Source organism: Streptomyces sp. NPDC021225, from assembly GCF_044332865.1.
Lineage (GTDB): Bacteria > Actinomycetota > Actinomycetes > Streptomycetales > Streptomycetaceae > Streptomyces.
The window spans coordinates 101,997-115,624 of sequence record NZ_JBIRPV010000014.1 but is presented as its reverse complement, the minus strand read 5'-3'; the positions used below and the strand labels follow the sequence as shown (position 1 = coordinate 115,624).

9 protein-coding genes and 1 tRNA gene are annotated in these 13,628 nt (G+C 72.5%); 4 read left to right on the top strand and 6 right to left on the bottom strand.

The genetic code is table 11. From position 1 onward, the window contains the following. The first annotated feature begins 7 nt into the window (after positions 1-7). Genes ACH4S9_RS39650 through ACH4S9_RS39635 form a run of 4 tightly spaced genes read left to right on the top strand, consistent with a single transcriptional unit; the run spans position 8 to position 4,143 of the window. On the top strand, positions 8-451 hold the full coding sequence (locus ACH4S9_RS39650) for a hypothetical protein (protein ID WP_398376592.1): 444 nt from the start codon (positions 8-10) through the stop codon (positions 449-451). Next, positions 435-1,055, top strand: a complete 621-nt coding sequence (locus tag ACH4S9_RS39645) for a hypothetical protein (protein WP_398376591.1) — start codon at positions 435-437, stop codon at positions 1,053-1,055. Before ACH4S9_RS39650 ends, ACH4S9_RS39645 begins: the two co-directional genes overlap by 17 nt. Beyond that, positions 1,052-3,688: an Hsp70 family protein gene (locus tag ACH4S9_RS39640; protein ID WP_398376589.1), complete on the top strand. Its 2,637-nt coding sequence runs from the start codon at positions 1,052-1,054 to the stop codon at positions 3,686-3,688. Before ACH4S9_RS39645 ends, ACH4S9_RS39640 begins: the two co-directional genes overlap by 4 nt. Continuing rightward, complete coding sequence (locus ACH4S9_RS39635; protein WP_398376587.1) at positions 3,685-4,143, top strand: tetratricopeptide repeat protein; 459 nt, start codon at positions 3,685-3,687, stop codon at positions 4,141-4,143. Before ACH4S9_RS39640 ends, ACH4S9_RS39635 begins: the two co-directional genes overlap by 4 nt. Here ACH4S9_RS39635 and ACH4S9_RS39630 read toward each other — a convergent pair. The 6 genes from ACH4S9_RS39630 to tmk form a co-directional block, all read right to left on the bottom strand. Further along, positions 4,115-6,175 carry a CHAT domain-containing protein gene (locus ACH4S9_RS39630; RefSeq protein ID WP_398376585.1) on the bottom strand — a complete coding sequence of 687 codons (2,061 nt, stop codon included), beginning with the start codon at positions 6,173-6,175 and terminating at the stop codon, positions 4,115-4,117. The two genes, ACH4S9_RS39635 and ACH4S9_RS39630, sit on opposite strands and share 29 nt — an antisense overlap. 10 nt (positions 6,176-6,185) lie before the next feature. Continuing rightward, positions 6,186-6,605 (bottom strand): hypothetical protein, encoded by a 420-nt coding sequence (locus ACH4S9_RS39625; RefSeq protein ID WP_398376583.1) that lies wholly within the window; start codon positions 6,603-6,605, stop codon positions 6,186-6,188. Positions 6,606-7,112: 507 nt separating this feature from the next. Next, a tRNA-Thr gene (locus ACH4S9_RS39620) sits at positions 7,113-7,186 on the bottom strand. A gap of 118 nt (positions 7,187-7,304) precedes the next feature. Beyond that, positions 7,305-8,849, bottom strand: coding sequence for an alpha/beta hydrolase (locus tag ACH4S9_RS39615; RefSeq protein ID WP_385345682.1), 1,545 nt, complete (start codon positions 8,847-8,849; stop codon positions 7,305-7,307). A gap of 118 nt (positions 8,850-8,967) precedes the next feature. Continuing rightward, positions 8,968-10,206 (bottom strand): DNA polymerase III subunit delta', encoded by a 1,239-nt coding sequence (locus ACH4S9_RS39610; RefSeq protein WP_398376582.1) that lies wholly within the window; start codon positions 10,204-10,206, stop codon positions 8,968-8,970. Between the two features lie 104 nt (positions 10,207-10,310). Then, the gene (gene tmk / locus ACH4S9_RS39605) at positions 10,311-13,589 is read right to left on the bottom strand and encodes a dTMP kinase (RefSeq protein ID WP_398376581.1); all 3,279 of its coding nucleotides are present in this window, start codon (positions 13,587-13,589) and stop codon (positions 10,311-10,313) included. Positions 13,590-13,628: the final 39 nt, after the last annotated feature.

Sequence of the window (13,628 nt, the reverse complement as noted above, 5' to 3'; positions counted from 1 at the left end):
GAGACTTATGAAGCCGAATCCCTTCCACGTCCTCGGACTTCCCGTGTCGGCGGGCGACGAGGAGGTGGCAGAGCGCTTCCAGGAACTCGCCGTGACCGGGGCGCAGGACGCGGGTGCGCTCGCCGAGTGGGCCAAGGACGAGTTGATGGGCCTCCCGGAGACCCGCGAACTGCACGTACTGCTGGAGGCTCCGGGTGCGGACTACCGCGGCGAGCGATGGGAGGACTTCGCCCGGCAGTACGGGCGCCGTCCCATCGCCTTCGACGCGCCGTCCGGGCGGGCGGAGGCGCCACGGGCGGCGGACTTCGACCTCGCCGCCGTGGCCCGGCTGTTGCTGGACGAGATGCTGACCCCGCCGACCGTCGACATCCGCCCCGCTCTGGACAACGCGCCGGTGCCGCTGCGCCTGGAACTGCCGCCGCTGGAGGTACGCGATGTCCTCTTCGGCTGAGATGCCCTCTCCGGCTGACTCCTCGCCGGCTGGTTCCTCTCCGGCCGACGCCGAGGCCCACCCCACCGGGAACGTGATCGACTGGGACGAGTTCGAGGAGCGCCCGGTGCCGGAAGGGCTGGGCGGACCTGAGCAGCCGGACCTCGTCAGCCCGGGCCGCGCGATGGCCGCCCTGCTCCAGCGGTACTGGTCCGACCTCCAGAACGAGAGCAACAGGGCGCACAAGGAGACCGCGGCGGCGCGCCAGGTACTCATCGAACTCGCCGTCCATGTGGCGCGGTTGGACGGTCTGCTGAGGGAGGCGGCCGGTCCGCTGGAGGCGGCAGGCGCCGAGTCGCTGGGTCGCCGTCTGCACGTGGCCAGAAAACAGGTGCTCGAACCGCTGCACGCGCTGGACATCACCACGCAGGACCCCAACGGAAAGCCCTACGAATCGGTCGCGGATGTCGTCGACATCGCTGGGTGGCGTTATGGGCCCGAATTCACCGCCGAGGTGGTGGCGGAGACCGTGGAGCCGATCGTGCTCGACTGCGGCACGGTCGTACGGCTGGGGCAAGTGATTATGGGCGCGCCGCTGAGCGCCGGAACGGAGAACGGCGCATGACGCAGTACGTGAGCAAGGCCGTCGGAATCGACCTGGGGACCACCAACAGCGCGGTGGCGGTGATGAACCCGACCGACACCGACCTCGTGATCCACCAGGACGGCATGAACGCCCGCACGACACCGAGCTGCGTATGGCGCAACCCCCGAAACGGCGAACTCGTCGTCGGGCGCAAGGCGTTCGCGAGGGTGGGCAGCGAGCCGGAGCCGGTCACCTCCGTCAAACGCCTCATGGGATCACGTAAGACGGTGACCCTGGCGGGCGAGGAGCACACCCCCGTCGACGTCTCCGCCGAGATCCTGCGGGAGATGAAGCGGCAGATCGAGCAGGACGTGGCAGAGTTCGACACCGGGGACGTGCGCTGGGTGGTCGACCGCGCGGTCGTCACCGTACCCGCGTACTTCGACCAGCCGCAGATCGACGCGACCCGCAAGGCGGCGGAGAGCGCCGGTCTGCGAGTGGTGGACCTGCTGCACGAGCCGACGGCCGCCGCGAGCTACTACTGCTGGCGGACCGGCACCCGGGACGGCACCTTCCTGGTCTACGACCTCGGCGGCGGCACCTTCGACGTGAGCGTGGTGCGCTGCAAGGCCGCCGACTTCAAAGTGCTCGGTATCAGCGGCAACACCATGCTCGGTGGGGACGACATCGACACCGCGCTCGCCCGCCACCTCCAGCAGCTGCTCCAGGAGGACGACTGGGCGATGGACCTGGACCTGGAGAACGACGCGGAGGACCGGCTGCGCTTCCGGCGCCTCAAGTCCCTCGCCGAGTCCGTGAAGAAGGGGCTTTCGGACCGTACGGAGTTCATGCTCCGCGACTCCGGCGGGCTGACCGACAAGGACGGGCAGCGGGTCGTCATCGACACCGTGATGGAACGCGCGCAGCTGGAGAAGATCGCCCGGCCGCTTCTGGAGCGCACCTTCCAGTACTGCGACGAGGCGCTCGACCAGGCGGCCGAGGAGGCCGGGGTCACCCTGGCCGACGTGGACCAGATCATCCTGGCCGGAGGCTCCACCCATCTGCCGCTGGTCCAGGAGATGGTGAAGAGCCGGTTCTGTGCGCCCGACCTCGGCTCCCCCGACCCCGGCTCGCCGCGCGCCAAGTGCACCGACCCGGTGTACGAGCAGGTGGACACGGTCGTCGCACTGGGCGCCGCCGTGCGAGCCTCGGCGGTGGGCGGCCTGGACATCTTCAACGAAGAGCGGACGGTCCGGGTGGGCTTCCGCGGCACCGTGGTCACGGCCTCGGACCGCACCGTGGTCGGCGGGACGGTCGAGGCGCTCGACCCCGATCTCGATCTCGGCGGCGGCTCGGTGCGGCTCAGCACCGAGGAGTATGAGGACGAGGCGCAGCTCAGGCCGGGCGGCAGCTTCGCGTTCACCCGCATTCCCGTACAGCCGGACGCGCAGAGTCTGCTCACCGTCGACGTGTTCGACGCCGATGGGGAGTTGCTGGCGACCGTCGGACGCACGGTCGTCCACGACCGCGCCGCCGCGCAGAAGCCGGGGCGCAGTACGACCAGCGCGTCCATCAACGCCAAGCCGATCCTGCTGGAGGTGAACCGCGAGGGGCGAACGCAGCGCGACGTGCTGATCCCCGCGCTGCGGCCGCTGCCGTTCAAGGAGCGCTACGACTTCAGCCACCCCGGTGACACCGACACTGTGGAGTTCCGGCTTTACCAGCAGGCCCGCCAGATCCAGGTCATCACGGTTCCGGTGCCGTCCTCGACCCCCAGGGGCACGGTGATCGACCTGGACGTGGAGATGGACGTGCATGCGCTCATCACGGTGCGTGGCTCCATCGGAGACCATCCGTTCGAGGCACTGGTCGAGGTGCCGCCGGAGGCCGAACTGCCGGGAGAGGACCAGGTGGCCGAGCTGGTGCGCGGCTTCGAGCAGGGCGTCGAGTTCCTGCCGGCGGGCGAGCGGAACGTGAAGAGGACCAGGATGGAGATGGCTCGGAAGGCCTTCGCCGACGCTCTCGAACTCGGCGAAAGGACAGTAGCGAGCCATGAGTTCGAGCAGATGCAGGCGATCGCCGACTCCGTCGGCAAGCCCGACGCGGAGGATCTTCAGCCGCCCAGGCCGGACTTCGAGAAGCTCGTCAAGGACTGTACCGAGCTCAACCGGTACGTGGCCACGTTCAGCGCCGAGGCCGAGGCCCCGCACGACGAACGGGAGCTCGCCCAGGCCATCGAAGTCCAGCGGGATCAGGGCGAGCGGGCACTGAGCGCCGGTGACCAGCGGTCGTACTCGGAGGTCATCACCCAGCTGCAACACATCTTCGAACACCTCCGGATGCTGGCGTACCGGCAGCATCAGAAGGACCGCGGGCCGGTCGCCGACACCGAAGTGGCCGAATCTCGGCTCCAGAGTGCCCTGGAGATCCTGAACCTGGTACGTACGCAGGTCCAGGCGTCCCGTACTGCCACGGCCGAACACCGTCAGGAGGTGGAGGACATCGGGAAGCGGCTCGCCGGGTTGCAGGCTCTCATCGCCCAGGATCCGCACCGGGTCCAGCAGGAAGCCGGCCAGGAGCGTCAGCGCCTGATCCGGCTGAAGAACATCGTCATGGGTTCGCCCGACGACCCGGACGGCCCCGGCGCCGGCATCCCGGTGGCCATCTCATGACGGCCACGACGAGGCACGTCCGCTGCCCGGTGGCCCTGTGCCGCAAGGAGAACACGTACGGGACGGAGGTCTGCGCGGGCTGCGGCACGCCCCTGTCCGGCTATGCGCGGCTGCACACCTACCCCGCACACCTGTTCAATCGGGGGCTGGCCGCGGCACGCGAGGGCCGCCTCACCACCGCACGGGACTGCTTCGCCGCGGTGGTGCTCTGGTGCCCCGGCGACACCGAGGCGCGCAACGCGCTGGCCTTGGCCGGCCTCCGGCTCGATGACCCCGACGAGGCACACCGGCAGTGGGCGGAGGTGCTGGACCGCAGACCGGGCGACCCGAAGGCGACCCGGGGCCTCGCGCGGCTCGCGGAACTCGCGGCGCTCGCCGAACCGGGCGGGACCAGCGGGACCAGCGGGACCAGCGGAGTCAGCGGAGTCAGCGAGCCCGGCCCAGGGCCTGGATAAGCAGTTCGGGGTCGACCCCGAGCTTGCGCATCAGCTCACGCCCCGATGACTCCTCGTCCGCAAGCAGGGCGAGCAGGATCGCGGTCTCGCCGACGCGACCGGACGAAGTGCGCCCGGCGGCGCCGCGCCGGCGGGCCTGGTCAAGTACGTCGTGGACGCGGGGGGACAGGTCACGGCGCCGGGGGGTGAGCATCTCGGAGAGCCGTCGGAAGGCGCGCTCCCCGGCCGCCCCCTGCTCGTGCATGCCGCGGCGCAGCGCTTCGCTTCCCATCGCGCCGAAGGCGAGCAGCAGCGTATAGGTGCCGATGACCTCGCCGCGCGTCTCGGCCAGCAGATTGGCGAGCCGCACTATGCCCACGGCGCTCCGGCTCAAGTCGTCCATCGGCAGCCGCTCGTCACCGTTGAGCGCCGCCGTGCCCGGGGCCAAGGTGTGCTGGCCGGAGGTGTTCTGATCCAGAGTGCTCTTGTCCAGGCTGTTCCGGCCCGGAGTTTTCGTCGCGCCGTCCGGCAGCAGCCTGGCGAGCGGGACCCCGCACAGTTTCAGCAGCCGGGAAGAGACGCCGCCGCCCACGGCGACGAAGGCCGCTGTGATGTCGGCCGTGGTAATGGTGCTCCTGCCATCAGCGGCAACGTGGGTGGCCGCTTCCATGAACACGCGGTTGACGGTGTCGGACAGGAGGCCACCACGCCCCGTACGAGTATCGGAACCGCCGACCGTGCCGGAGCTGCGGCTGAGGACCTGGTGGATCACCTGGTCGAGGGCCTCCATGGCGTCCGGCCCGATACTGTCCTCGATCCGCCGCCGTACGTCCGCCTCGCCGAGCAGCCCTTGCAGCAGGTCGACAGAGGCGATCCCGCCCCGGCCGACCGCGGACGCGCGCACCCGCCGCATCAGCATCTGCGCGTCAGGGGCGAGAGGGAACGTCAGGTCGTCGTCGGACGGTTCAAGCGCCTGAGGGTTCCCCGTCGTCGCGTCCGTCACGTCCTTGGTGAGGCCCGCGGCCGGGTCGCCGTACAGGATGAAGGATGCCCAGGCGGCGTCCGGCCGTTCGCGGAGCGCGGCCCGGGCCGCCCGGACGGCGGCACCGGCCGACTCACCGGCGAGCAGCCGTCCGTAGAACCCGGCGGCGAACTGCCAGGCGCCCTCGTCGGCCACATCGGTACGGGTGCCGACGACGGTCTTCGCGCCCAGGGCCATGAAGGACATGCACATGCTGGCCACTTCGCCCCCACCGGCGGAGGCGCAGCCATTGATGAAGGTCACCGGCGGCGCGCCACACGCGGAGAGAGTCTGGAGGACGACCTCGCCGAGCAGTTGCCGGTCGTGCATCATCAGGCCGGTCGTGCCGGAGCCGGTCGCCACGTGACCGCAGAAGTGGAAGAGATCGTACGGCGTCTCCTCGGAGGCCAGTTCCGTGACGACGTCGAGCAGGGTGGCCTCCTGACCCAGCAGCACCTTGCACTCGATACCACGGCCGACCAGCCACGCCGCGACCTTGGCAACCTCCTTGCGGGCGGAGGCAAGGTCGCCGAGCGTGTCGCCCACGATGAGCGCGCGGCCGACCCGGCTGATGCTGCGCCCGCCGACGACGGGGCGCTTGCCCATCAACCGACGCCCGAGATCATGCTTGAGGCAGACGAAGTCCGCACCGTCGTGCAGCAGTTCCCACGGGACATCCTGCTCGTTCGTACGCACCAGGACGGGTCCGGTCGACGCGTGCAGCCGGGTGACCAGCTCGGCCGCGTTGCCCTGTACCCGCGGGAACAGATGCCCGTAGAGCAGCTTGCCCCACTTGGCCAACTCCTTGACCAGGCCTGGTTCCGGGTCCGGTTCCCCGGCCGCTGCCTTCGTCAGGGCCTCGTCGATCCGGGCGCGGCAGCCCTTCACCAGTCCTGGGTCGACCTCGACCGTGTACTCCATTTCGAGCGGAGGACTGTCGCCAACAGTGCTGCCGACCCGCAGGTCGTACTCGTAGCGAACGGTCATGCCTTGTCCGGTGACCCGAACGTTCAGCGTGGCCGGTTCGCTCATGACGGCCCGCTCATGACGGACTGTGCCGCCGGACGAATGCCTCGACGAGCCGCTCCTCGGCGGCGGTGGAGGGCTGGATGATCTCCACCTTGTCGTCCCCCATGATCACCGTGATCGAGGTGACGCCACCGGTCCTGTCCGCCGTGCCCGGCCCATTCCCCGAAGGGGCGTTACGCTCCCTGGTCAGCCAGCCCCGGATCGTATCGATGATCGAGACCAGGGTTCCGGCCGAGGTCACCACGAGGGTGGCCACCTCGACGACACCGCCCGAGCGTCGTCCGGGCGCCGGTCGTGTCGCGTAGACCGGTACGACCCGCGCGGCCCCGCTCTCGAACAGTTCCCGCCCCAGAGCAGCAGGTGCATCCGCTCGTACATCCCCGTTGAGGACCAGTTCGCACGCGAACCCTCCGTCGGGCTTCCGCTCCACCACGTACGACCTCCATCTTCTGCCCATAACCCTAAGACGCACCGCCGTTGCAGGGGACCCCTTCGGCCACATGCGCACAACGCCCCCGGAGCCGTAACGCAGTAGCCGGATTCGGCGGGTTCGGCTCAGTGCGCTGTCAGGAGCGGACATGCTCGCCCGCTTGCTGCGCCTGTCTCAGGCGTCGGCCTGCCCAACCAGCAAGCACAGGTTGTAGCGGCCGCGGCTGAGGTGGTAGCGCAGGTCCGGCTTCGGCCTGACGCGCCCGGCGATGGTCACAGGGTCGGATTCCTGGGCGGGGCGGGCTCGCGGGGGAGGGGAGAAAGCTCACGGAGGTAGTAGCGCACGTTTCCGCGTGCGGAGCCGTGCCGTGTGCATGCCCCAGCCGAACCCCGCAACTGAGACCAGAAATGAGACCACCGGCAGCCGCGCGGCCCGCGCACGGCGCCGCCGCCGTATCCGTTGCAACAAAGAACCCCATCTCAGACACTGTCCGAGCTGGGGTTCTGTCGGAGCCGCCTAAGGGAATCGAACCCTTGACCTACGCATTACGAGTGCGTCGCTCTGGCCGACTGAGCTAAGGCGGCATGCTGCCTGGCCAGGCTGGCATCAGCAGCGTCGCCAAGTCTACACAGTTTCGGGGGGTGCTCCGTACGGGGTTGATCACTGCCCGGGTGCGCAGCATTGGCGCAGGTCAGGTGCAGGTCAGGTGCAGCGTTTGCCGGAGGGGGGCGGGGTGCCGGTCAGGAGGTAGGTGTCGATGGCGGTGTCGATGCAGGTGCTGCCGCGGCCGTAGGCGGTGTGGCCGTCGCCGTCGTAGGTGAGGAGGGTGGCGGAGGCGAGCTGGGAGGCCAGGGAGCGGGCCCAGGTGTAGGGGGTGGCGGGGTCGCGGGTGGTGCCGACGACGACGATGGGGGCGGCACCCTTGGCGCGGAGGGGGTGGGCGGTGCCGGTGGGGCGCACCGGCCAGTAGGCGCAGTTCAGGGCGGCCCAGGCCAGGGCCTTGCCGAAGACGGGGGACGCCTTCTGGAAGGCGGCGAGGGATTTGCTGACGTCGGCGGGGGTGCGGAAGGCGGGTGGGAGATCCAGGCAGTTGACGGCGGGGTTGGCGTACATGAGGTTGGCGTACGAGCCGTCGGCGCCGCGCTCGTAGTAGAGGTCGGCGAGGGTGAGCAGGCCGCTGCCGTCGCCGCGGGTGGCCGAGCGGAGGGCGGTGCGCAACTGGGGCCAGGCGCCCTCGTCGTACAGGGCGGCGAGCACACCGGTGGTGGCCAGGGACTCACCGAGGCGGCGGGACTCGCCGGCGGGCACGGGGTGGGCGTCCAGGCGGGCGAAGAGGGCGGACAGGCGCCGGCGGGCCTGGGCGACGTCGCGCGTGCCCAGGGGGCAGCTCGCGCGGCGCACACAGTCCTTGGCGAAGGCGGTGAAGGCGGTCTCGAAGCCGGCGGTCTGGTCGCGGTTGATCCGCTCGGAGGAGAGCGCCGGGTCGAGCGCGCCGTCGAGGACCAGGCGGCCGACGCGGCGCGGGAAGAGGTCGGCGTAGGTCGCGCCGAGGAAGGTGCCGTACGAGGCGCCGACGTAATTGAGCTTCCGGTCGCCCAGGACCGCCCGCAGCAGGTCCATGTCGCGCGCCGCCTCCACGGTCGAGACATGGCCGAGGAGCCGGCCGGAGCGGGCCGCGCAGCCGCGGGCGAACTTCTGGTAAGAGGCGACGAGGCGGCGGGTCTCGGCCGGGGCGTCGGGGGTCTGGTCGGTCTGAGTGAAGGCGTCCATCTGCTTGTCACTCAGACAGGTGATGGGCTCACTGGCGGCCACGCCACGCGGGTCCATGGCCACCATGTCGTAGCGCGCGCGGATCCGGGCCGGGTAGCCGATGCCCGCGTAGCTCTGGAGATAGTCGATCGCGGAGCCGCCCGGGCCGCCGGGGTTGACCATCAGGGAGCCGAGCCGCTTGCCGGAGCCCGTGGCCTTCTTGCGGGAGACCGCGAGCTTCACCTCACCGCCGCCATCGGGCCGGGCATAGTCCAGCGGGGCCTTCAGCGTGGCGCATTCGAAGCCCGCGCCGCCTCTGCATTCGCGCCAGCTGAGCTTCTGCCGGTAGTACGGCGCGAGGGCGGCGGCCCGAACCGACGCCTTCGTCGACGGCGGCTTGCGCGGCGAGGAGGCGCCGGAGGTGCAGCCGCCGAGGAGCAGGGCGACGCCGGTGAAGGCGGCGCCGAAGGCGCGGAGCGTGCGGCGGCTGATGTCCATCGGCAGTCCTCGGTCGATTCGGATATGCGGAGCGTAGTCGCATCGACGCGTTCCGTGCTCGCCTGTGGATAACCCTGTGGCCGCGAAACTCGTACAGGTGATCGAGAGCGCCGCGGGCTCAGCCCGCGCGCAGCGCCATGGTCATCGCCTCGACCGCCAGCAGCGGCGCCACATTGCGGTCCAGCGCCTCACGGCAGGCCTTGACCGCCTCTATCCGGCGCAGCGTCCGCTCCGGCTTGGAGCCGGCCGCGATCCGCTCCAGCGCGTCCTGGACGTCGGTGTTGGCGATGGCCGTACGCGAGCCGAACTGGATCGCGAGCACGTCCCGGTAGAAGCCCGCCAGGTCGGTGAGTGCCAGGTCGAGGCTGTCGCGCTGGGTGCGGGTCGCGCGGCGCTTCTGGCGGTCCTGGAGCTCCTTCATGGCGCCTGCGGTGCCGCGCGGCAGCCGTCCGCCCGGCCCGGCGGCAGCACCCAGCGCGGCGCGCATCTCCTCGGTCTCCTTGGCGTCCGTCTCCTCCGCGACCTGCTTGGCGTCCTCGGCCGCCGCGTCGACCAGCTCCTGGGCCGCCTTCAGACAGCCGCCCACGTCATCGACGCGGAGCGGGAGCTTCAGCACCGACGCGCGGCGGGCCCGCGCCCGCTCGTCGGTGGCCAGGCGGCGGGCCCGGTCGATGTGGCCCTGGGTGGCGCGGGCGGCGGATGCGGCGAGCTCGGGCTCGATACCGTCCCGGCGGACGAGGAGGTCCGCGACGGCGTCCACCGGCGGCGTGCGGAGGGTCAGCAGCCGGCAGCGGGAGCGGATCGTGGGCAGCACATCCTCCAGGGAGGGCGTGCACAGCAGCCACACCGTGCGTGGCGCGGGCTCCTCGACGGCCTTGAGCAGGACGTTTCCCGCGCCTTCGGTCAGGCGGTCGGAGTCCTCCAGGATGATCACCTGCCAGCGGCCGCCGGCCGGCGAGAGCTGGGCCCGGCGGACGAGGTCGCGGGTCTCCTTCACGCCGATGCTCAGCAGGTCCGTACGCACCACCTCAACGTCGGCGTGCGTCCCGACCAGGGTGGTGTGGCAGCCGTCGCAGAAGCCGCAGCCGGGGGCGCCGCCGAGCGCCCGGTCGGGGCTGACGCACTGGAGCGCGGCGGCGAAGGCGCGGGCGGCCGAGGCGCGGCCGGAGCCGGGCGGGCCGGTGAACAGCCAGGCGTGGGTCATCTTGGACGCGGCGGGGGCTCCGTCGGGCGAGGCGGTCGGCCGGCCCCCGGCAGCGGCCGCCGCTGCCGTGACCAGCGCGTCCGCGTCGCGCGCGGCAGCGGTCAGCTGGCTCGCCACCCGGTCCTGTCCGACCAGGTCGTCCCACACCGCCATGACCGCCTCCGCCGCTCGTCCTTACGGCATCCCATTGTGGGCCACTCCACCGACAAGCACCGACAGCGCCTGACAGCGCCGACCGCGCGGGCGGCCCACCGGGGTCAGCGGCGGCGCCGGCCGCCGTCCTCGTCGTCACGCGGGCCGAGCAGCTCGTCGGCCAGCGTCGGCAGGTCGTCCAGCGGGGTCTCCTCCGCCCACTCCGGGCGGCGCCGCTGCCGGGGGCGGCTCGACGGCTCGGACTCGGCCTGCCGGGGCGGCTGCCCCTCGCCGAACTGCGGGATCTCGCGGGTGCGCTCGTTCCCCTGTCCGCGTCCGCCTTCCTGGGCGCTGCCCTGCTGAGCGCCTTGCTGCTCCTCCGGCCGGAACAGCCACGGCGGCACCCGGTCGGCCGGGTCGCCGGACCGGGAGTCGCCGGACCGGGAGTCGGCGGGCCGGGAGTCGGCGGGCCGGTCGTCCCGTACGGGCGGCAGCACGGCCGTCTCGTCGGCCGCGCCCGCGGGCGGAGTCGACGGAGCCGGCGGGGAGGGCGGCTTGGGCAGGACGGCCGTCTCCTCGACGTCCGAGCCCCCCTGGGGCCGCACGGGCGGCAGCACGGCGGTCTCGTCGGCGTCGGCGGCCCCGCCGCCGGGGCGGGCGGTCCGGGGGTCGACGCGCGGCGTCTGGACGGTCACCGTCGAGTCGGCCGTGTCCGCGTCCTTGGACGGCGCGGGGGCCGGGGTCTCGACCGTCGGGGCGTCAGCGCTCGCGGAGGGAGAACCCGCCGGGGGCGCGGCCGGAGCGGCCTTGGGCTCGGGCGCGGGCGACGGGCCCGCCTCCGAGGCCAGCCGCGCCTCCTCGGCCCGCAGCAGCGCCTCCTCCGCCTTGCGCTGCTTCTCCAGGCGGCGCGCCTCCGCCTCGGCCCGCAGCCGGGCCTCCTCCTCGGCCTGGCGGCGGCGCCGCTCCTCCTCGACGGCGCGGGCCCGGTCCTCGGCCTCGATGCGCTTGCGCTCCTCCTCGGCGCGCCGACGGGCGTCCTCGGCCCGCTTGCGGGCCTCCTCCGCCTGGCGCTCGGCCTCGCGCCGCCGAGCCTCCTCCAGCTCGAGGCGCTTGCGCTCCTCCTCCTCGGCGCGCGCCTTGGCGAGGGCCTCCTGCCGCTCGCGCTCCAGCCGCTCCTCCTCCGCCTTGCGGCGGGCCTCCTCCTCGGCCTTGCGGCGCGCCTCTTCCTCGGCCTTGCGCCGGGCCTCCTCCTGCGCCTTCACCTCCGCCTCGGACAGCGGCAGCATCCGGTCCAGGCGGTGGCGTACGACGGCCGTGACGGCCTCGGGCAGCTGGCCGGCGTCGACGACGAGGTAGCGGGCCGGGTCGGCCGCGGCGAGGGTCAGGAAGCCGTTCCGTACCCGCTGGTGGAACTCGGCGGGCTCGGACTCGAGCCGGTCCGGGGCCTCGGTGAAGCGCTCGCGCGCGGTCTCCGGCGCGACGTCGAGCAGCACCGTCAGGTGCGGCACCAGGCCGTTCGTCGCCCAGCGCGAGATGCGGGCGATCTCGGTCGGGGCCAGGTCACGGCCGGCGCCCTGGTAGGCGACGGACGAGTCGATGTAGCGGTCCGAGATGACGACCGCGCCGCGCTCCAGCGCCGGGCGGACCACGGAGTCGACGTGCTCGGCACGGTCGGCCGCGTACAGCAGCGCCTCCGCCCGGTGGGAGATCCCGGCCGAGGAGACGTCGAGCAGGATCGAGCGGAGCCGCTTGCCGATGGCGGTCGCGCCCGGCTCGCGGGTCACCACGACCTCGTGGCCCTTGGCCCTGATCCACTCGGCGACCGCCTCGACCTGGGTGGTCTTGCCCGCTCCGTCGCCGCCCTCCACGACGACGAAGAAGCCGGTCGCGGCAGGCGCCTCCACGGCCTCCGCGCCGCGCAGCGCCTCGCGCAGGTCGTGCCGCAGCGGCACGCCCTGGCGGTCGTCGGTCTTGCCGAGGACGAGCGCGGCGACGGGCAGCAGCAGCGCACCGACGAGCATGAGGGTGAAGGCCGCGCCGCCGTGGGCGAAGACGAAGTCGCCGCTGCCCAGCCGGTGCGGTCCGATCACGGCGGCCAGCAGCGGGGCGGCCACCGCTCCGAGCCCGACGAAGACGCGGACGACGGCGTGCAGATGCTCGGTCGTACGGGCCCGGCGGGACTCCTCGGCCTCCTGGTCGAGCAGGACGTGGCCGGTGTTGGCGGCGATGCCCGCCGAGACCCCGGCGACCACGGTGATCAGCACGACGGTCGTGGTGTCGTGGACCAGGCCCGCGACCAGCAGCGCCAGCCCGGTCAGCGCGATCGCCAGCGCCAGCAGGCGGCGCCGGGACAGGCCCGGCAGCACCTTGGGGGCCCAGCGGACGCCGACGGCCGGGCCGCCGCCGAGGGCCAGCACGAGCAGCGAGAAGCCGACCGGCCCGCCGCCGAGGTCGACCGCCTGGAGCGCGGCCACGCCGACGGCTGCGGCGACCGCGGCCGCGACGGCGGCGCAGGCGAGGACGAGCAGCGGAACGGCGCCGGTGCGGCCCTTGTCGGGGCCGGAGCCCGACGCGGCGCGCGGGCGGCGCAGCCCCTCCAGGGGGGAGCGGGCGCGGGGGGCCTCCGCGCCGGAGAGCTCGACGAAGTACAGGATCGACAGGGAGGCGGAGAAGAGCCCGGCGCCGACGTACGAGCCCAGCGCCGCCTGGTGGGTGTCGAACCACACGAGGCCGGTGGCGAGCAGCCGTCCGACGAGCGTGGCGGCGAGCAGCGCGGCGGCGGCGATGGGCAGCGCCACGAAGTTGGTACGGAGCCACAGCCGGCGCAGCGCGTCGAGGTGGTCGGGCAGCGGGCGGACGGCCGCGCCCTCGAGGGGCGGGGCCGGGAGCAGCCCGGGTGCCGCGCTGTCCTTGGCCACGGTCCACAGCCGCTCGGCGACGCCGATGAGGAAGGTGGTGATGAGCAGCCAGGCGACGGCGTCGTCGGGGGTCCAGTCGATCCACAGGGGGGCGACGATCAGCAGCGCCAGCCGCAGCGCGTCCGCGCCGATCATGGTCCAGCGGCGGTCCAGCGGCCCCGACGGTCCGACCAGCGCGGACAGCGGGCCGAGCAGCACCGCCCCGAACAGCACGGTCGCGAGGGACCGCGCGCCCAGGACCGCCGCGACGGCCAGGGCCGCGCCGCGGTATCCGTCGCCGAAGGCACCCGTGGCGACGGACGCCTGGAGCGACAGCAGGACGAGCACCAGCACGGCCAGCGCGTCCGCGGTGCCGCTGACGAGCTGGGCGCTCCACAGGCGGCGCAGCGGCGGATGGCGCAGCAGGGCTCGTACGGCACGCTCGCGGGAATCCGCGGCAAGGGCGCCGGATGTGGTGGTCACGTCCGTAGGCTGCTCTCGCGTCATCCCGCCAGCCTATCCGGATCGCGTTAATACCCGGGTACC